This is a genomic window from Phenylobacterium sp., from assembly GCF_036263695.1.
In the GTDB taxonomy this organism is placed as follows: Bacteria; Pseudomonadota; Alphaproteobacteria; order Caulobacterales; family Caulobacteraceae; genus Phenylobacterium.
The window spans coordinates 1-17,457 of sequence record NZ_DATAGM010000222.1 but is presented as its reverse complement, the minus strand read 5'-3'; the positions used below and the strand labels follow the sequence as shown (position 1 = coordinate 17,457).

General features: G+C 70.6%; 14 protein-coding genes. 5 read left to right on the top strand and 9 right to left on the bottom strand.

Annotation, left to right across the window (positions count from 1 at the left end; all coding sequences use genetic code 11):
* Nucleotides 1–119: 119 nt before the first annotated feature.
* Together VHK87_RS09070 and VHK87_RS09065 are read left to right on the top strand one after the other, a co-directional pair.
* Complete coding sequence (locus VHK87_RS09070) at nucleotides 120–3,707, top strand: hydantoinase B/oxoprolinase family protein (RefSeq protein WP_329634577.1); 3,588 nt, start codon at nucleotides 120–122, stop codon at nucleotides 3,705–3,707.
* Between the two features lie 21 nt (nucleotides 3,708–3,728).
* A complete protein-coding gene (locus tag VHK87_RS09065; RefSeq protein WP_329634576.1) occupies nucleotides 3,729–4,406 on the top strand; it encodes a hypothetical protein in 678 nt (225 codons plus the stop codon).
* A gap of 220 nt (nucleotides 4,407–4,626) precedes the next feature.
* Here VHK87_RS09065 and metH read toward each other — a convergent pair whose 3' ends face one another.
* From metH to VHK87_RS09035, 6 genes are all read right to left on the bottom strand, one after another.
* Entirely contained in the window at nucleotides 4,627–7,290 is a 2,664-nt protein-coding gene (gene metH, locus VHK87_RS09060; protein ID WP_329634575.1) for a methionine synthase, read from the bottom strand.
* A 42-nt stretch (nucleotides 7,291–7,332) separates the two neighbouring features.
* The gene (locus VHK87_RS09055; protein ID WP_329634574.1) at nucleotides 7,333–7,689 is read right to left on the bottom strand and encodes a hypothetical protein; all 357 of its coding nucleotides are present in this window, start codon (nucleotides 7,687–7,689) and stop codon (nucleotides 7,333–7,335) included.
* Nucleotides 7,686–8,747, bottom strand: a complete 1,062-nt coding sequence (locus tag VHK87_RS09050) for a homocysteine S-methyltransferase family protein (RefSeq protein WP_329634573.1) — start codon at nucleotides 8,745–8,747, stop codon at nucleotides 7,686–7,688. Before VHK87_RS09050 ends, VHK87_RS09055 begins: the two co-directional genes overlap by 4 nt.
* Nucleotides 8,744–9,676 (bottom strand): methylenetetrahydrofolate reductase [NAD(P)H], encoded by a 933-nt coding sequence (gene metF, locus VHK87_RS09045; RefSeq protein WP_329634572.1) that lies wholly within the window; start codon nucleotides 9,674–9,676, stop codon nucleotides 8,744–8,746. Before metF ends, VHK87_RS09050 begins: the two co-directional genes overlap by 4 nt.
* A complete protein-coding gene (locus tag VHK87_RS09040) occupies nucleotides 9,673–10,641 on the bottom strand; it encodes a metalloregulator ArsR/SmtB family transcription factor (protein WP_329634571.1) in 969 nt (322 codons plus the stop codon). Before VHK87_RS09040 ends, metF begins: the two co-directional genes overlap by 4 nt.
* 89 nt (nucleotides 10,642–10,730) lie before the next feature.
* Nucleotides 10,731–11,660, bottom strand: coding sequence for a 2-hydroxyacid dehydrogenase (locus VHK87_RS09035; RefSeq protein WP_329634570.1), 930 nt, complete (start codon nucleotides 11,658–11,660; stop codon nucleotides 10,731–10,733).
* Nucleotides 11,661–11,711: 51 nt separating this feature from the next.
* Between VHK87_RS09035 and VHK87_RS09030 the strand changes: the two genes are divergently transcribed.
* Nucleotides 11,712–12,974 (top strand): MFS transporter, encoded by a 1,263-nt coding sequence (locus VHK87_RS09030; RefSeq protein WP_329634569.1) that lies wholly within the window; start codon nucleotides 11,712–11,714, stop codon nucleotides 12,972–12,974.
* A 56-nt stretch (nucleotides 12,975–13,030) separates the two neighbouring features.
* Here the strand turns inward: VHK87_RS09030 and VHK87_RS09025 are convergent, their stop codons facing one another.
* From VHK87_RS09025 to VHK87_RS09015, 3 genes are all read right to left on the bottom strand, one after another.
* Nucleotides 13,031–14,047, bottom strand: a complete 1,017-nt coding sequence (locus tag VHK87_RS09025) for a calcium-binding protein (protein ID WP_329634568.1) — start codon at nucleotides 14,045–14,047, stop codon at nucleotides 13,031–13,033.
* Nucleotides 14,048–14,221: 174 nt separating this feature from the next.
* The gene (gene ettA / locus VHK87_RS09020; protein WP_329634567.1) at nucleotides 14,222–15,883 is read right to left on the bottom strand and encodes an energy-dependent translational throttle protein EttA; all 1,662 of its coding nucleotides are present in this window, start codon (nucleotides 15,881–15,883) and stop codon (nucleotides 14,222–14,224) included.
* Nucleotides 15,884–15,975: 92 nt separating this feature from the next.
* Nucleotides 15,976–16,326 carry a CC_3452 family protein gene (locus VHK87_RS09015; RefSeq protein WP_329634566.1) on the bottom strand — a complete coding sequence of 117 codons (351 nt, stop codon included), beginning with the start codon at nucleotides 16,324–16,326 and terminating at the stop codon, nucleotides 15,976–15,978.
* A gap of 91 nt (nucleotides 16,327–16,417) precedes the next feature.
* On the opposite strand from VHK87_RS09015, the gene VHK87_RS09010 reads away from it, so the two are divergent.
* Complete coding sequence (locus tag VHK87_RS09010) at nucleotides 16,418–17,008, top strand: TetR/AcrR family transcriptional regulator (protein ID WP_329634565.1); 591 nt, start codon at nucleotides 16,418–16,420, stop codon at nucleotides 17,006–17,008.
* A gap of 84 nt (nucleotides 17,009–17,092) precedes the next feature.
* On the top strand, nucleotides 17,093–17,275 hold the full coding sequence (locus tag VHK87_RS09005; protein WP_329634564.1) for a CsbD family protein: 183 nt from the start codon (nucleotides 17,093–17,095) through the stop codon (nucleotides 17,273–17,275).
* Nucleotides 17,276–17,457 lie beyond the last annotated feature (182 nt).

Here is a 17,457-nt window from a genome sequence, read left to right as displayed (position 1 = left end):
ACGCTACGGCGCACCGCCAGCCCCGCAATGTTGCGCCAAAAGCTCATGCGAGTATTCGAACCCTTAAAGGACGTGGCGCGGGCATGACAACGTCATTTGAGCGCCCGAAAGGTTAAGCTTTGGACAGGCGTTGGAACTTCTGGATCGACCGCGGCGGCACCTTCACCGACGTGATCGGACTTTCGCCGGACGGCGAGGAGGTCTCGCTGAAGCTGCTGTCGGCGTCCCCGGCGTACGAGGACGCCGCCGTCGAGGCGATGCGGCGGGTGCTGGGGGCCGAGCCTGGCGCGCCGTTCCCAGCCGAGAAGGTCGAGGCGATCAAGATGGGCACCACGGTGGCCACCAACGCGCTCCTGGAGCGGCGCGGGGCCAAGACCCTGCTGGTCGTCACCGCCGGCTTCCGGGACGCCATATTGATCGGCGACCAAGCCCGGCCGCACCTGTTCGCCCTCGACATCCGTCGGCCGGAGCCTCTGTACGCGGGCGTTGTGGAGGCGGAGGAGCGGCTGGCGGCCGACGGCGCCGTCGTGCGTCCGCTGGATGTCGACGACCTTGCCCGCAAGCTCGCGGAGGCGCGGGCGGAGGGCTTCACCTCGGCGGCCATCGCCTTCCTGCATTCCGACCTCAACCCCGAGCACGAGCGCGCCGCCGGCGAGATCGCCCGCGCCGCCGGCTTCGAGTTCGTGGCGCTCAGCAGCGAGGTCTCGCCCCTCCCCCGCTACGTGCCGCGGGCCGAGACGACGGTCGCCGACGCCTACCTCACGCCGATCCTGCAGGCCTACGTCCGCAAGGTGGCCGGGGCGGTGGGCGGGGCGCCGCTCTACTTCATGACCTCGGCCGGGGCGCTGGTGAAGGCCGAGGCCTTCCGCGGCCGCGACGCGCTGGTCTCCGGCCCGGCCGGCGGGGTGGTCGGCGTCGCCCGCACCGCCGAGGCGGCGGGCGCGGAGGCCGTGCTCGGCTTCGACATGGGCGGCACCAGCACCGACGTCGCGCGCTTCGCCGGGGCGCTGGAGCGCAAGGACCAAGCGCGGATCGCCGGGGTGCGGGTTCGCAGCCCGATGCTGGACGTGGAGACGGTGGCGGCCGGCGGCGGCTCGATCCTGACCTTCGACGGCATGCGCGCCCGGGCCGGCCCCCACTCGGCCGGCGCCGAACCGGGGCCTGCGGCCTACGGGCGCGGCGGTCCGGCCACGGTCACCGACGCCAACCTGGTGCTGGGGCGGCTGGAGCCGGCCTTTTTCCCCAGCGTGTTCGGGCCGAAGGGTGACGCCCCGCTCGATCCCGCCGCGGCCCGCGCGCGGCTCGCCGAGCTCGCCCAGGCGATGGGCGCGGAGAGCCCCGAGGCGGCGGCGGAAGGCTTCGTCGCCGTGGCCGTGGAGCAGATGGCCCAGGCGGTGCGCCGCATCTCCACCGAGCGCGGATTCGACCCGCGCGACCACGCCCTCGTCGCCTTCGGCGGCGCGGCCGGCCAGGTCACCTGCGAGGTGGCCGAGGCGCTGGGCATCTCCGAGGTGCTGTGCCCTCGGCACGCCAGCGTGCTCTCTGCCTGGGGCATCGGCCAGGCCCAGGTCGCGGCCCTGCGGCTGGCGGGCCTCGAGGCGCCGTTGGACGACGCCGGCCTCGGCCGCGCCCGCGAGGGTCTGGACGCTGTCGAACAGGACGCCCGCGAGGCCCTCGCCGCCCAGGGCGCGCGCCCCGGCGAGGTCCGCCGCACCCTTCGCCTGCGCTACGACGGCGCCGACGCCGAGTTGCCGGTCCCGGAGGGGCCGCTGGCCGACGTCCGCACCGCCTTCGAGACCGCCCACCGGCGCCTGTTCGGCTTCATCGAGCCGGCGCGCACGGTTCTGATCGCCACCGTGGAGGCGGAGGCTGTCTCTCAATCCGCTCATCCCGACGAAAGTCGGGATCCAAGCGGCGTCTCCACCGACTCAGCATGGGCCCCGGCTTTCGCCGGGGTGAGCGGTGGGAAGGTGCGGATGTTCGTGCGGGGCGGCTGCGACGAGGCGCCCATTATTCCCGCCGCCGACGCGTCCGACGTCTCCGGCCCCGCCCTCATCGTCCGCCCCGACACCCAGATCGCCGTCCTCCCCGGCTGGCGGGCGACAGCCGACGCCGACGGCCTGATCCGCCTCGTCCGCGAAGGCGCGGCCGCCCGGACCCAGGTCACGCTCGACCGGCCCGATCCCGTGACCCTCGAGCTGTTCAACCGCCGCTTTATGGGCGTGGCCGAGGCCATGGGCGCGGCCCTGGAGCGGACCGCCCACTCGGTGAACATCAAGGAGCGGCTCGACTTCTCCTGCGCCCTGTTCGACGTCGACGGCGGGCTGGTCGCCAACGCGCCCCACATGCCGGTGCACCTGGGTTCCATGGGCGCCAGCGTCCGGGCCGTCCGCGACCGCCACCCCAACCTGAAGCCCGGCGAGGCGTTCGCGCTCAACAATCCCTACGCCGGCGGCACCCACCTGCCGGACATCACGGTGGTCATGCCGGTGTTCCTGGCCGGCGACGCCGAGCCCGCCTTCTATGTCGCCGCGCGCGGCCACCACGCGGACGTGGGCGGGGTGCAGCCCGGTTCGATGCCCCCCTTCTCCAAGGCCATCGACGAAGAGGGCGTGCTGCTGGACGCCCTGCCGATCATGCAGGGCGGAGATTTCCTCGAGCCCGAGACCCGCGCCGCCCTCGCCTCGGGCCAATGGCCGGCCCGCGCGCCGGACCGCAACATCGCCGACCTGAAGGCCCAGATCGCCGCCTGCCAGGCCGGCGCGGCGGCGGTGGCCGAGATGATCGCCCTGCACGGCCGCGAGGTGGTCGCCCGCTACATGCTGTTCGTGCAGGAAAACGCCGAGGCGGCCGTGCGCCGGGCCCTCCACCGGCTGTCGGACGGCGCCGCCCGCGCGCCGATGGACGGCGGCGGCGAGGTGGTGGTGCGCACCAAGGTCGACGCCGCGGCCGGCGAGGCGGTGCTCGACTTCACCGAGAGCGCCGGCCAGCTGCCGTCCAACTTCAACGCCCCATCGGCGATCGTGGACGCGGCGGCGCTCTACGTCTTCCGCACGCTCGTGGACGACGACATCCCGCTGAATTCGGGGTGCCTGAAGCCGCTGCGGATTCTCACCCGCAAGGGCTCGATGCTGGACCCGAACCCGCCCGCCGCGGTGGTGGCCGGCAACGTCGAGACCAGCCAGCATGTGGTGGACGCCCTCTACGCCGCGCTGGGCGTGATGGCGGGCGCCCAGGGGACGATGAACAACTTCACCTTCGGCGACGAGGTCCGGCAGTACTACGAGACCATCTGCGGCGGGGCCGGGGCGACGGCGAACGCGCCGGGCGCCAGCGCCGTCCATACCCACATGACCAACTCGCGGCTCACCGACCCGGAGATCCTGGAGCGGCGGTTCCCGGTGCGGGTGGAGACGTTCGAGGTGCGCAAGGGCTCCGGCGGCCCGGGCGCCCACCCCGGCGGCGACGGCGCGCGGCGCAGGATCCGGTTCCTGGAGCCGATGTCGGCGGCGCTGCTCTCCACCCGGCGCGAGCATCCGCCGCAGGGGGTGGCCGGGGGCGGGCAGGGCGCGGCCGGCGCTCAGCGATTGATCGGTCCGACAGGCGCGGTAAGACAGCTCCCGGGGTGCTTCTCCATCGAGGTGGCGCCCGGCGAGGCGGTCGAGATCGAAACCCCCGGCGGAGGCGGGTTTGGTCCTCCGCCCTGACGAAGTCTTTGGGGGGTCCGCGTGAAGTCCGCACTGTTCCTGGCTCTGGCCCTGTTCTTGGCCGACGAGGCGCCCGCTCAGAGCGTGGGCGGCGCCGGCGCCGAGCCGACCGCCGCCGAGTCGAAGTATCCGCCCGGCGCGCCGCGGGACGACTACGGCCTCGTCGCCTGGTGCTACGGCGCCCTCGGCGGCTATCTCGAGTTGCACGACGACGTCATGCCCGAGGTCACCCGCATCGAGAGCACCTTCCGCGCCCCCGGCCGCACCCTGGAAGAGGACCTGAAGGTCTATTCCGACATGCAGCGCGACGGCCGCCGCCAGATGAAGCTGTTCGCCGCCGCCATGGAAGCCGCCGAAAAGGCCTCCCTGCGCCCGCTCAACGCCGTCGGCGCCGAGGCGGTGAAGAAGGGTCGCGGCGTCTGGGCCGCCGCCCCCAATCTGCCCAAGGCCCGCGTCGCCCAGGAATGGATGAGCTGGGCCCTGCCCGCCCGCTGCGAGAGCACCGCGGTGGCGCTGGAGAACCGCGCCAAGCTGATGGGCGCCGGTTTCCGGGCCGGCGGCGAGGAGGAAGCGGCGCCGGCCGAGGCGGAGCCGGCGACCGACGCCGCACCCGTGGAAACGCCTCCCGAAGCCGTCGCCTCGGAGGCGCCGGCGGAACCCGCGGCCGTCGAGCCCACGGAAGAACCCCCGGCCGCCTAACCCCCCTCTTTCCTCTCCCATTCATGGGAGAGGGGGACCATTCGCCGAGCAAGGCGAAGAGCGAACGGTGGAGAGGGCAAGCCACAGCCTACGTCTCTCCACCCGCTCCAGAAGACAGCTGTTTGTCGCGCCCCGCAGGCGGCTCGCCCCCTCCTCCACCCGCTCTGCAGCCGGCTGGCGCTGGCTTCGGCAAGCGCCCTAAACGGGTGAGGAAAGAGGACTAGGCCGTCTCCTTCACCGCCATCGGGTCGTAGTTGAGGATCGGGGCCAGCCAGCGCTCCGCCGTCTTGATGTCCCAGCTCTTGCGGCGGGCGTAATCGGCGACCTGGTCGCGTTCGATGCGGCCGACGCCGAAGTAGTGAGCCTCGGGGTGGGCGAAGTAGAGGCCCGAGACGGCGGCCGGCGGGGTCATGGCCAGGCTCTCGGTGAGCTCGATGCCGGTGTGGGTGGTGGCGTCCAGCAGCCGAAAGAGGGTGGTCTTCTCGGTGTGGTCCGGCTGGGCCGGGTAGCCGGGGGCCGGGCGGATGCCGCGGTAGGTCTCGCCGATCATGGCCGAGAGGTCGAACGGCTCGTCGGGGGCGTAGGCCCACAGCTCGGTCCGCACGCGCCGGTGCAGGGCCTCGGCGAAGGCTTCGGCCAGGCGGTCGGCGAGCGCGGTCGAAAGTATCGCCGAATAGTCGTCGCCGGCCTCCTTGAACTTCTTGGCGATCTCCAGCTCGCCGTGGCCGGCGGTCACCGCAAAGCCGCCGATCCAGTCGGGCTTGGTCCCGACCGGGGCCACGAAGTCGGCGAGGGCGACGTTGGCGCGGCCGCCCTCGCCCTTGCTCATCTGCTGGCGAAGTGTGTGGAGCCGGCCGAGCTCGGTCGTGCGGCTCTCGTCGGCGTAGACGACGATGTCGTCGCCGTCGGCGTTGGCGGGCCAGAAGCCGACCACGCCGCGCGCCTCGAACCACTGCTCGCCCACGATCTGCTGCAGCATCGACTGGGCGTCGGCGAACAGGCTGCGGGCCGCCTCGCCGACCACGTCGTCCTGGAGGATGTCGGGATAGCGGCCGACCAGCTCCCAGCTGGCGAAGAACGGCGTCCAGTCGATGTGCCGGACGAGCTCGGCTAGGTCGTAGGGCGCGAAGGCGCGCACGCCCGTGAAGGTCGGCGCCGGCGGATCGTAGGTCGCCCAGTCGGGAGTGAAGCCGTTGGCGCGCGCCTCGGCCAGGGTGGCGCGCACGCGGCTGCCCTGCCCGCGCGCGAACTGCTCTCGGACCTTGACGTAGTCGGCGCGGGTCTCGGCCTCGAGCCGGGCCCGCTCCGGCCCCATCAGCCCGGAGACGACGCCCACCGCGCGGCTGGCGTCCAGGACGTAGGTGGTGGAGCCCGACGGATAGGCCGGGGCGATCTTCACCGCGGTGTGGGTCTTGGAGGTGGTGGCGCCGCCGATCAGCAGCGGGATGTCGAAGCCGCGGCGCTCCATCTCGGACGCCACGAACACCATCTCGTCGAGCGAGGGCGTGATCAGGCCCGACAGCCCGACCATGTGCACCTTCTCGGCGAGGGCGGTGTCGAGGATCCTGTCGGCCGGGACCATGACGCCGAGGTCGACGACCTCGTAGTTGTTACACTGCAGCACCACGCCGACGATGTTCTTGCCGATGTCGTGGACGTCGCCCTTGACCGTCGCCATCAGGATCTTGCCGGCGTGCTCGCGCGGCTTGCCGGCCTTCTCGGCCTCCATGAACGGCATCAGGTAGGCGACCGCCTGCTTCATCACCCGGGCTGACTTCACCACCTGGGGCAGGAACATCTTGCCGGCGCCGAACAGGTCGCCGACGACGTTCATGCCGTCCATCAGCGGCCCTTCGATGACGTCCAGCGGCCGAGCTGAGGCGGCCCGCGCCTCCTCCACGTCCTCGTCGATGTAGTCGGTGACGCCGTGCACCAGGGCGTGCCTCAAACGCTCGGCGACGCTTCCCTGGCGCCAGGTCAGGTCCGGGCCCTTGGCCTGGCCCTTGCCCCCCTTGTACTTGGGCGCCAGCTCCACCAGCCGCTCGGTGGGCGAGATTCCCGCCGGCTTGCGGTTGAGGATCACGTCCTCGACGGCCTCGCGCAGCTCGGGCTCGATGTCGTCGTAGACCGGCAGGTCGCCGGCGTTGACGATGCCCATGTCCATGCCCGCCGCGATCGCGTGGTAGAGGAACACCGAGTGGATCGCCCGGCGGACCGGCTCGTTGCCGCGGAAGCTGAAGGAGACGTTGGACACCCCGCCCGAGACCCGGGCGTGCGGCAGCGTCTGCTTGATCCGCCGCGTCGCCTCGATGAAGTCGACGGCGTAGTTGTCGTGCTCCTCGATGCCGGTCGCCACCGCGAAGATGTTCGGGTCGAAGATGATGTCCTCGGGCGGGAAGCCCACCTGGTCCACCAGGATGCGGTAGGCGCGCTCGCAGATCTCCACCTTGCGGTCGGCGGTGTCGGCCTGGCCCTGCTCGTCGAAGGCCATCACCACCACGGCGGCGCCATAACGCAGGCAGGCCTTGGCCTGCTCGATGAACTTGGCCTCGCCCTCCTTCATCGAGATGGAGTTGACGATCGCCTTGCCCTGGACGCAGCGCAGGCCTGCCTCGATCACCTCCCACTTGGAGCTGTCGATCATGATCGGCACGCGGGCGATGTCCGGCTCGGCGGCGATCAGGTTGAGGAAGGTCGTCATCGCGTGGACCGAGTCCAGCAGGCCCTCGTCCATGTTGACGTCGATGATCGCCGCGCCCGCCTCGACCTGCTGGCGCGCGACGCTGAGCGCCTCGGGATAGTTCCCCTCGGCCACGAGCTTGCGGAATTTCGCCGAGCCGGTGACGTTCGTCCGCTCGCCGATATTGATGAAGGTGGGTCTCATAAGCTCCCGCTCGTCCCCGGATTCGGGGCTGCTTCTATAGCGTCAGATGCGCTCTTTGCCGCCGAGCACGAGCCGGCGGGTGAGGATCGCCTGCATGACGCCGGCGTCGAAGTAGGGGCGCCATTTGTCGGGCGAGGCGCTGCGGAAGGCGGCGAGCTGACGGACCAGCTGCGCCAGTCCGGCCATGTCCGCCTCGGCCGCCGCGGCCATCGCCTCCGCCGGAGCCGGCGGAGCCCCGTGCGCCGGCGCCGCAGGCAGGCCGACGCGGGCGGCCACGTCGAAGAACCCCTTGCTCAGGGGCCCCACGGATTTGTCGCCCGGCTGGCCCTTGGGCACGCGGTTCAGGCGCGCGCGGATCTCGCGGACCTGCTCGGTCTCCACGGCGCTCAGAGCTGTCATGCGAGCTCGAACGGCTCCAGGCCGGCGAGCCGCATCGCCTTCTCGCGCTGGGCCGGCTGACGGGGCTTCAGCCCACGCACCTCGTCGGCGACGTGGCGGATATGGTCCGGGGTCGTGCCGCAGCAGCCGCCGAGGATGTTGACCAGTCCGTGCTCGGCCCATTCGTGCAGCGAGTGGGCGGTCTCGTCCGGCTGCTCGTCGTACTCGCCCATGGCGTTTGGCAGGCCGGCGTTGGGATAGGCGCTGACCAGGGTGTCGGCGATGCGGGCGAGCTCGGCGATGTGCGGGCGCATCAGGTCGGCGCCCAGGGCGCAGTTCAGGCCGATGGCGAACGGCTTGGCGTGCCGCACCGAGTTCCAGAACGCCTCCACCGTCTGGCCCGACAGCGTCCGGCCGGAGCGGTCGGTGATGGTTCCGCTGATCCAGATCGGCAACGACTCGAGGCCTTCGTCCTCGAGGTCGAGGATGGCCTTGATCGCCGCCTTGCAGTTCAGCGTGTCGGTGATGGTCTCGATGAGGAAGAGGTCCACCCCCCCCTCGTGCAGCGCCAGCACCTGCTCGCGGTAGGCGGCGTAGACCTGGTCGAAGTTGACCTTCCGCGCGCCCGGGTCGTTCACGTCCGAGCTCATGGAGAGCATCACGTTCAGCGGCCCGATGGAGCCGGCGACGAAGCGGGGCTTGTCCGGCTCCTTGGCAGTCCAGCGGTCGGCGACCTCACGGGCGATGCGCGCCCCGGCCAGGTTGATGTCCCTCACCGCCCCTTGCGTCTCGTAGTCCGCCTGAGCGATCGAGGTGGAGGAGAAGGTGTTGGTCTCCGAGATGTCTGCGCCGGCCGCGAAGTAGGCGTCATGCAGCTCGCCGACGATGTCCGGCCGGGTCAGGCAGAGGATGTCGTTGTTGCCCTTCAGGTTCACCGGGTGGTCCTTGAACCGCTCGGCCCGGAAGTCCGCCTCGGTCAGGCCCCGCTTCTGGAACATCACGCCCCAGGAGCCGTCGAGGATCAGGATCCGCTCCTTGGCGGCGGCCTTGAGTTTTTCGATCCGTTCGGCGCGCGTCATGCGGCGGCCTCCTGCGGGGACTTGGGCTGTTCGCGCACGCCGAGAACACGGCAGATGGCGTAGACGAGGTCGGCCCGGTTGAGGGTGTAGAAGTGGAAGTCGGAATAGCCTTCTTCGGCGAGCCGGGTGCACATCTCGGCCGCCACCGAGGCGGCGATCAGCCGGCGCGTTTCCGGATCCTCGTCGAGGCCGTCGAACAGGTTGGCGATCCAGCCCGGCAGCGGGATGCCCGAGGACACGGACATCTTCTTCAGCCCCTCGAAGCTGGTCACAGGCATGATCCCCGGCGAGACCGGGATCTGCACGCCCGCCTTGCGCAGCTTGTCCATGAACCGGAGGAAGGCGTCGATGTCGAAGAAGAACTGGGTGATCGCCCGGGTCGCGCCGGCGTCCACCTTGGCCTTCAGCACGTCGATGTCGTGGTCCGCCGAGGGGCTCTCCGGGTGAACCTGCGGATACAGGCTGACGCTGACCTCGAAGGGGGCGATGGTGCGGATACCCCGCGTCAGTTCGGTGGCGTTGGCGTAGCCATTCGCTGGCGGGACGTAGACGCCGCCCAGGGAGCCGGGCGGATCGCCCCGCAGGGCTACGATGTGGCGGATGCCGGCGTCCCAGTACGCCTGGACGATCTCATCGACCTCATCGCGGCTGGCCTCGACGCAGGTCAGGTGGGCGGCGGGCTTGAGGCTCGTCTCCTGCAGCATGCGCACCACCGTCCGGTGGGTCCGCTCGCGGGTGGAGCCACCGGCCCCGTAGGTCACCGAGACGAACTCCGGCTCCAGCGGCTCCAGCCGGCGGATGGCCTCCCAGAGGCTGGCTTCCGACTTCGGCCCCTTGGGCGGGGAGAACTCGAAGGAGACTTTCGGGCGCGGGGCGCCCAGGGCGCCGGCGCGGGCCACGGGGCCCAGGGCGGTGGATTGGGGCGTCATGCGGCGCTCCGTTGCGGTTGGCGGACCCGCTCGGCGGTCCAAATCTTGACGGTGAGCCCGCCCTCCCCTTTCGGCGGCAGGGCGCGGGCGCGGATACGGGCCAAGCCCGCCTCCTTCAGCCAGCGCTCCATCTCCTTGTCGGAGAATCCGAGGCGGCGGTGCTGGTGCTGCTCGCGCAGGTATTCGAGCTTGTGCGGGGCGAAGTCGACGATCACCAAGCGCCCGCCCAGCGCCACCAGGCGGCCGGCTTCACGGCAGGCGGAGGCGGGGTCGGACAGGTAGTGCAGCACCTGGTGGACGACGACCAGGTCGGCGAACTCGGACGGCAGGCGGGTGCCGAAGATGTCGCCGTGGCGCAGCTCGACCTCCAGGCCGGCCCTGGCCGCCTCGGCCCGGGCGATATTGAGCATCTGCTGGGAGAGATCGAGGCCCAGCGCCTTCTCGGCGTGGGGGGCGAGCAGCTTGAGCATCCGGCCGGTGCCAGAGCCCAGGTCCACCAGCCGCTTGAACGGCCCTTCCCCGGCGGCGTCCAGGATGGCGGCCTCTACGTCGCTCTCGGCCACGTAGAGCGAGCGGATCTCGTCCCAGCGGGCGGCGTTGCGAGCGAAGTATTCCAGCGCCTCGCTCTCGCGCTCGGCGAAGACGGCCGAGAGCTGGTCGGCGTCGCGCTTCAGCACCGGATCGGCGGGATCGATCAGCCCCAGGGTCTCGGAAACCAGTTCGCGCGCCTCGCCCTCGGTGGTCAGCCGATAGAAGACCCAGGCGCCGTCGGGAAACCGCTCGACCAGGCCAGCCTCGGCGAGCAGCTTCAAATGTCTGGAAACCCTCGGCTGCGATTGGTCGAGCACGCGGCAGAGTTCGAGCACCGCCAGCTCCTCGCGGGCGAGCAGCGCGAGGATCCGCAGCCGCGTCGGCTCGCCGGCGGCGCGCAAGATCTCCACGGCCTGGTTCGCTGACAGCGCCATGGGGATATAAAGATATCCTTATGTGATTAAGTCAAGTGTGGTGAACGCGGCCCCATCCTACCTCCCCCGCGGAGCGGCGGAGGTAGGGGTCACACCGGACTCAGCAGTTCCTCCCCCGCCAGGTGGCGGCGGATGTTCTCGATGGCCTGGGCGACCATGGCGGGCAGGGATTCCACCGTCCCGCCCGCGACGTGCGGAGTCAGCACTGTGCCGGGCACCTCCGCCCAGCGCTCGGCGGGCGTCGGTTCCTGTTCGAAGACGTCGAGCCCCGCCCGGCCCAGCCGCTTGTCCTTCAGAGCGGCGATCAGCGCGTCCTCGTCGATGATCGAGCCGCGGCCGACGTTCACGATCATGCCGCGTGGGCCGACCGCCTCGATCACCGGCTGGTCGATCATGTGCCGGTTCCGCGCGTTGGCGGCCGAGGCGATCATCAGGATGTCGCACCATTCAGCCAGCGCCTGCAGGCTCTCAATCCGCTCCCACTTCGCCTGGGGCTTGGGGTTCGGGCCCCACCAGCGCACCTCCAGGCCGAACGGGGCGCAGCGCTCGGCGATCGCGACCCCGATATGGCCGAGGCCCACAATTCCCACCTTACGGCCCTTGAGACTCGGCCGCGAGCCGACGCCCTCGCGCCACTTGCCGGCGCGCAAGGTCCGGTCTCCGGCCGCGATGTTGCGCCAGCCGGCGATCATCAGGCCGATGGCGTGGTCGGCCACGTCCTCGGCGTTGATCCCCTTGGCGTGGGTGACCTCGATGCCCCGCGCGCGGCACCAGTCCACGTCCACCCCGTCGTAGCCGGCGCTGACGCAGGCCACGAGGCCAAGGTTCGGCAGGGTGGAGAGGAATTCCGGCTTCATGGCGTGCTCACCGGCCCCGATGGAGGCGCGCACCGCCGCCCGCTCCTCGTCGGTCAGCTCCCAGGCTTTGGCCACGCGCCAGCCCTGGTCCTCCAGCCGCCCGAGCATGGCCGCCATCCCCGGGCTGGTGATCATCACGGTAGGGGGCGCGTCCTGGCTCATGGGCTTCTCCGTTGGCTGCATCTCCTATAGCCAAGCAAAGGGGAGAGCGTCATGCAGCCCGTTCCGAACGCCGACGATGGCCCACCCGCCTCGCTGAACCGCCACCTGGATTTCCTGAAGCTGTGGAGCGCGCAGGGGGTCGCCGAATTCGGGGCGCGGATCACCCGGGAGGGGCTGCCGATCGCGGCGGTGCTGTCGCTGTCGGCGGGGCCGCAGGCGCTGGGGCTGCTGTCGGCGGTGCGCAGCGCGGCCGGGCTGGCGGTGGGGCTGACGCTGGGCGGCCTGGTGGACCGGCGGCCGAGGCGGCGGCTGATGATCGGCATGGACCTCGCGAGGGCGGCGGTGCTCGCCACCGTCCCGGTGGCCGCGCTGATGGGCTGGCTGACCCTCGCGCAGATCTTCGTGGTGGCCGCAGTGGTGGCGGCCGCCAGCGCCCTGTTCGCTATCGCTTCCCACGCCTACCTGCCCGGCCTGATCGAGAAATCGCAACTGACCGAGGGCAACGCCCGGCTGTCAGCGACCGAGTCGGTGGCCGAGGTCGGCGGGCCTGCCCTGGCCGGGGCGCTGTTCCAGTGGCTGACCGCGCCGGCGGCGATCGCCCTGAACGCGGTGACCTACGCAGCTTCGGCCGTGCTGCTGGGCGCCATACGCAAGCCCGAGCCCACACCGGAGCCCGAGCCGCCGGCGACGCTGCTGAGCGACCTCCGGACCGGCGCCGGGGCGGCTTGGTCCGAGCCGCGGGTCCGGGCCCTGCTGCTGATGAGCGCCGTGATGACCCTGTTCGGCAGCTTCTTCGCGGCCACCTACGTGGTGTTCGCCCTGCAGACGCTGGGGCTCACCCCGTCGCTGCTCGGGCTCACCATAGCTGCGGGTGGGGCCGGCGCGCTGGCTGGCTCGGTGCTGGCCGGTTCGCTGTCGCGCGCCCTGGGCGTGGGACCGGCCATCCTGCTCGGCTTCTTCGGCTGGGGCGCGGCGAACGTGCTGATCCCGCTCGCGCCTGCCGACCCGGTGATGGGAACCGCCGCGCTGGTGACGGCGCAGATCCTCGGCGACGGGCTGGCGGTGGCGGCCATCGTGCTGGCCGGCAGCCTGCGCCAAAGCCTGGTGCCGCAGAACCTGCTCGGGCGGGTGGGCGCGACCTTCCACGCGGCGGAGGGCGCGGCGGGGATCGCCGGCGCGCTGGCGGGCGGCGTGCTGGCCGCGCAGATCGGATTGCGCGGGGCGATGTTCGTCGCCGTAGGGGGGATGGCGCTGGCGCCGCTGATCGGGGTGCTGAGCCCGCTCCGGCGGGTGCGGGTGATCGGCGACAGGTAGCCGCGCGAAGAGGCGAGATTCCGGCCGCCGCACCAGGGCGGCGGCCGGAGTATCGCTTAGCCGACCACGATCCAGCCGGCGGTCAGGGAGGCCTGGCTGACGCCGGCCAGGGTGACCACTTCGCCCCCGCCGAAGGTCACCACGACGTCGGTGCCCACCTGGGCGGCGGTGTAGCTGGTGGCGCCGGAGAACACGAGCTGGTCGCCCTCCGCGCGGTCGAAGTCGGCGATGCGGTCGGAGCCCGTGCCGGCGGCGAAGCGGAAGCTGTCCGCGCCGTCGCCGCCCATCAGGGTGTCGGCCCCGAGGTCGCCGCTCAGGTAGTCAGCGCCGGCGTCGCCGAACATCAGGTCGTCGGCCTGGCCGCCGAGGATGGTGTCCGCGCCCTCGCCGCCGTAGGTCGTGTCCGCGCCGAGGTTGGCCACGATGTAGTCGTCGCCTGCGTCGCCGTAGAGCAGGTCGCCGTCCTGGCCGCCGACCACCCAGTCGCCGGCGTCGCCGCCGTGCAGGGTGTCGGCGCCCATGTTGCCGTGCAGGTAGTCCCATTCGCCGCCGCCCGAGAGCGAGTCCGCCCCCGCGCCGCCGCGCTGGATGTCCTGGCCGGCGCCGCCGATGACGGTGTCGTTCCCGTCGTCGCCGAACAGGCTGTTGGCGCCGCCCTTACCGTCGATGAAGTCGTCGCCGCCCGCGCCCAGCACGTAGTCGTCGCCGGCCGAGCCGATGACGCTGTCGCCGAAGGCGGTGAGTTGCACGCGCTCAACGCCCACCAGGGTGTCGGCGCCGGCCGGGCTGGCCCCGTCGGCCTGGTTCCAGGGGCCGCTGACCCGGCCCGCGCCGAGGTCGGCGAGAACCGGCGAGGTTGCGGCGGTGTAGTCGGCGGTGTCGACGCCGGCGCCGCCTTCGAGGCGGTCGTCGCCCACACCGCCGGCGAGCAGGTCGTCGCCTGCGTCGCCGTAGAGGATGTCCGCGCCCGCGCCGCCGTTCAGCACGTCGGCGCCGTCGAAGCCCTGAATGTTGTCGGCTTCAGCCGAGCCGGTGATCGTGTCGGCCGCAGCCGTACCGGTGTAGAATCCCATGGATCGCTCCAAACAAGGTTACGCTCGGAGCGGTCGGGGCCCCCCGGCCCTCGGCACACGAGACTGAACTGACGCGTCATCGACGCCGAGTTCGCCTCTTAGCTCGCGATCGCATAGCAGGGCGCCCACCACATCGTCGCATGTGGCGGGCAAGCCACTGAGATCACGCGAAGTTTAGCGCGTGAACTTCTGGAACTTGATCCGATGGGGGATGAGGCTGTCGGCCCCCAGGCGGCGCTTCTTGTCCTCCTCGTAGGCTTCGAAGTTGCCTTCGAACCACTCGACGTGGCTGTCGCCTTCGAAGGCCAGGATGTGGGTCGCCAGCCGGTCCAGGAACCAGCGATCGTGGCTGATCACCACGGCGCAGCCGGGGAAGTCCTCGAGCGCGCTCTCCAGCGCCTGCAAGGTCTCCACGTCCAGGTCGTTGGTCGGCTCGTCGAGCAGGATGACGTTGCCGCCGGACGACAGGGTCTTGGCCAGGTGCACGCGGTTGCGCTCGCCGCCCGAGAGCAGGCCGACCTTCTTCTGCTGGTCGCCGCCCTTGAAGTTGAAAGAGCCGACATAGGCGCGCGAGGGGATCTCGCGGGATCCGACCTTCATGATGTCGAGGCCGGCGGAGATCTCCTCCCAGACGTTCTTGTTGGGATCGAGGCTGTCGCGGCTCTGGTCGACATAGGCGAGCTTCACCGTCTCACCGAGGCGGATGGCGCCGGCGTCGGGGGTCTCCTGGCCGGTGATGAGCTTGAACAGCGTCGACTTGCCGGCCCCGTTCGGGCCGATCACCCCGACGATGCCGCCGGGCGGCAGCTTGAAGTCGAGGCCCTTGAACAGCAGCTTGTCGCCGTAGGCCTTCTCCAGGTCCTCGGCCTCGATGACCACGTTGCCGAGTCGCGGGCCGGGCGGGATCTGGATCTGGGCGAAGGTCTGCTTCTGGCGCTCAGCGGCGTTGACCAGCTCGTCGAAGGCGGCCAGGCGGGCTTTGGACTTGGATCGCCGGGCCGAGGGCGAGGAGCGGACCCACTCCAGCTCACGGTCGATGGTGCGCTTCTTGCCCGCCTCTTCGCGCTCTTCCTGGGCGGTGCGCTTGGCCTTCTGCTCCAGCCAGGCCGAGTAGTTGCCTTCGTAGGGGATGCCCTTGCCGCGGTCGAGCTCGAGCGTCCACTTGGTGACCTGGTCGAGGAAGTAGCGGTCGTGGGTCACCAGGATGACGCAACCCGGGAAGTTCTCCAGGTGGTGCTGCAGCCAGGCGACGGACTCCGCGTCCAGGTGGTTGGTGGGCTCATCCAGCAGCAGCATGTCCGGCTTGGAGAGCAGCAGCCGGGCCAGCGCCACCCGGCGCTTCTCGCCGCCCGACAGCTTGTCCACCGGCCAGTCGTTCGGCGGGCAGCGCAGGGCGTCGGTCGCCATCTCGATCTTGGAGTCGATATCCCAAAGGTCGCCCGCGTCGAGCTGCTCCTGCAGCTTGGTCATCTCCTCCATCAGCTCGTCGGAGTAGTCCTCGCCGAGCTTGGCCGCGACCTCGTTGTACTTGTCGAAGATCTTCTTCTCTTCACACCAGGCGATGACGTTGCCCCAGACGTCGAGCTTCTCGTCCAGGTGCGGCTCCTGCTCGAGGTAGCCCATCTTGGTGCCCTCGGCGGCCCGGGCCTCGCCGGTGAAGTCCTTGTCGATCCCGGCCATGATCTTCAGCAGGGTCGACTTGCCGGAGCCGTTGACGCCCACCACGCCGATCTTCGCGTCGGGGTAGAAGGACAGCCAGATGTTCTCGAAGACCTTCTTGCCGCCGGGGAAGGCCTTGGTCAGGCCCTGCATCTGGAAAATGTACTGCTGCGCCATGGGGCGTCCGCGCTCTCGTGAAGTGGGGGAGGTGGCGGGGAAATAGCCGCCGCCCGGCGCTGGCGCAACGCCGGGCGGCGTAGTGACCCGGGCTAACGCCCCGCGCCGGCGATGTTGTAGCCCGCCGTGCCGGCCAGCCGGTTGCAGGTGGAGACGTCGCGGACGCTCATTTTTCGCCCGCCGCGCTCGAAGCTGGCGAGCGGCCCGACCGCCGCGGAGACGCGCCGGCACTCCTTCATCATCGAGTCCAGCCGCTTCGGGCCCACGCCCACGCAGCGGTCGCCGACGCAGGTCCAGGCGACCTCGCCCACCGCCGTCTCCAAGGAAGCGGCGGCAGCCTCGACGCGCTGGGCCTCACGGCGGGAAGTCTCGCCGGCCTGGGCGTGCGGCGCAGCGATCGCAGCCGGCAGGGCGGCCGCGAGGAAAAGTCCAAGCCTTTGCATGTTCGTGTCCTTCGGCTAAAAAAGAGCACGACCGGTCGCTAACTTGAGAAAGAGCACGACCGTTCACTTTGGTCAAGGAGGAAGCGTCAGCGTGCGAAAAGGCGAGGCCACACGGGCAAGGATCCTGGACGAGGCGGCGCGGCAGGCCGCCGTGCGCGGCCTCTCCGTCGTCAGCCTGAACGACGTGGCCGAGGCGGTGGGCCTCTCCAAGAGCGGCCTCTTCAAGCATTTCGACTCGAAGGAGGCGATGCAGCTGGCGGTGCTGCAGTCGACCCTGGAGCGCTTCGCCGAATATGTCTGGCTCCCCGCCAGCCAGCTGCCGGCCGGCCGTTCGCGGCTGGAAACGATCTTCGAGCGGTGGATCGCGTGGAGCGAGGTGGAGAACGCCGAGGGCGGGTGCCTGATCATGGCTGCGACCTCCGAGCTGGACGACCAGCCCGGCCCCCTACGCGACGTCCTGCAGACCCAGCAGCGCCGCTGGACCCGCACCCTGGTCAAGGAATTCCAGTCCCTCCGCGAGCCGCCGCTATCCGAGGCTCAGGCACAGCTCGCCGCCTTCCAGATGAAGAGCTTCTTCCTCGGCCACAACGAGAACCGCCGGCTGCTCGAGGACGCCGACGCCCGCGCCCTCGCAATGGCCGCGTTCAGGGACCTGCTGGACCGGACGGTGCGGGGCGACTGAGTCTGACCTGCGGAACCCCTGGTTTAACTTTTGCGTACCTTACGGCAGGAGGCGTCCCCCGCCTCGAGCTGAACAGGTGACACGATGCACAAGGACGAGATGAAGGGCGCCGCGAAGGACGCCAAGGGTTCGATGAAGCAGGCGGCCGGCAAGGCCACCGACAACGAACGTCTGCAGGCCGAAGGCGACATGGATCGGGCCGAAGGCAAGATCCAGAAGGGCGTCGGCAGCATGAAGGAAGGCGTCCGGAACGCGCTGAAGCACTAACCCTCGAGTTCGGCACGGATCAGGGCCGCGTCCGGCGACGGGCGCGGCCTTCGTGTATATGGGCATGTGACGATTCTGACACTGTGTTTCCGCCTTGACATAATCTACGGCCGGCGCTCACCCTGCGTTCAGCTTGGGCCCGCGAGCTTGAGCGTGAACCAAGGGGAGGACGCGAGATGGCG

What these genes read in the sequence shown, in the direction of transcription:
- metH (WP_329634575.1), bottom strand. Translation starts at nt 7,290, where the DNA reads ATGAGACCCACCTTCATCAATATCGGCGAGCGGACGAACGTCACCGGC.
- VHK87_RS09055 (WP_329634574.1), bottom strand. Translation starts at nt 7,689, where the DNA reads ATGACAGCTCTGAGCGCCGTGGAGACCGAGCAGGTCCGCGAGATCCGC.
- VHK87_RS09050 (WP_329634573.1), bottom strand. Translation starts at nt 8,747, where the DNA reads ATGACGCGCGCCGAACGGATCGAAAAACTCAAGGCCGCCGCCAAGGAG.
- metF (WP_329634572.1), bottom strand. Translation starts at nt 9,676, where the DNA reads ATGACGCCCCAATCCACCGCCCTGGGCCCCGTGGCCCGCGCCGGCGCC.
- VHK87_RS09040 (WP_329634571.1), bottom strand. Translation starts at nt 10,641, where the DNA reads ATGGCGCTGTCAGCGAACCAGGCCGTGGAGATCTTGCGCGCCGCCGGC.
- VHK87_RS09035 (WP_329634570.1), bottom strand. Translation starts at nt 11,660, where the DNA reads ATGAGCCAGGACGCGCCCCCTACCGTGATGATCACCAGCCCGGGGATG.
- VHK87_RS09030 (WP_329634569.1), top strand. Translation starts at nt 11,712, where the DNA reads ATGCAGCCCGTTCCGAACGCCGACGATGGCCCACCCGCCTCGCTGAAC.
- VHK87_RS09025 (WP_329634568.1), bottom strand. Translation starts at nt 14,047, where the DNA reads ATGGGATTCTACACCGGTACGGCTGCGGCCGACACGATCACCGGCTCG.
- ettA (WP_329634567.1), bottom strand. Translation starts at nt 15,883, where the DNA reads ATGGCGCAGCAGTACATTTTCCAGATGCAGGGCCTGACCAAGGCCTTC.
- VHK87_RS09015 (WP_329634566.1), bottom strand. Translation starts at nt 16,326, where the DNA reads ATGCAAAGGCTTGGACTTTTCCTCGCGGCCGCCCTGCCGGCTGCGATC.
- VHK87_RS09005 (WP_329634564.1), top strand. Translation starts at nt 17,093, where the DNA reads ATGCACAAGGACGAGATGAAGGGCGCCGCGAAGGACGCCAAGGGTTCG.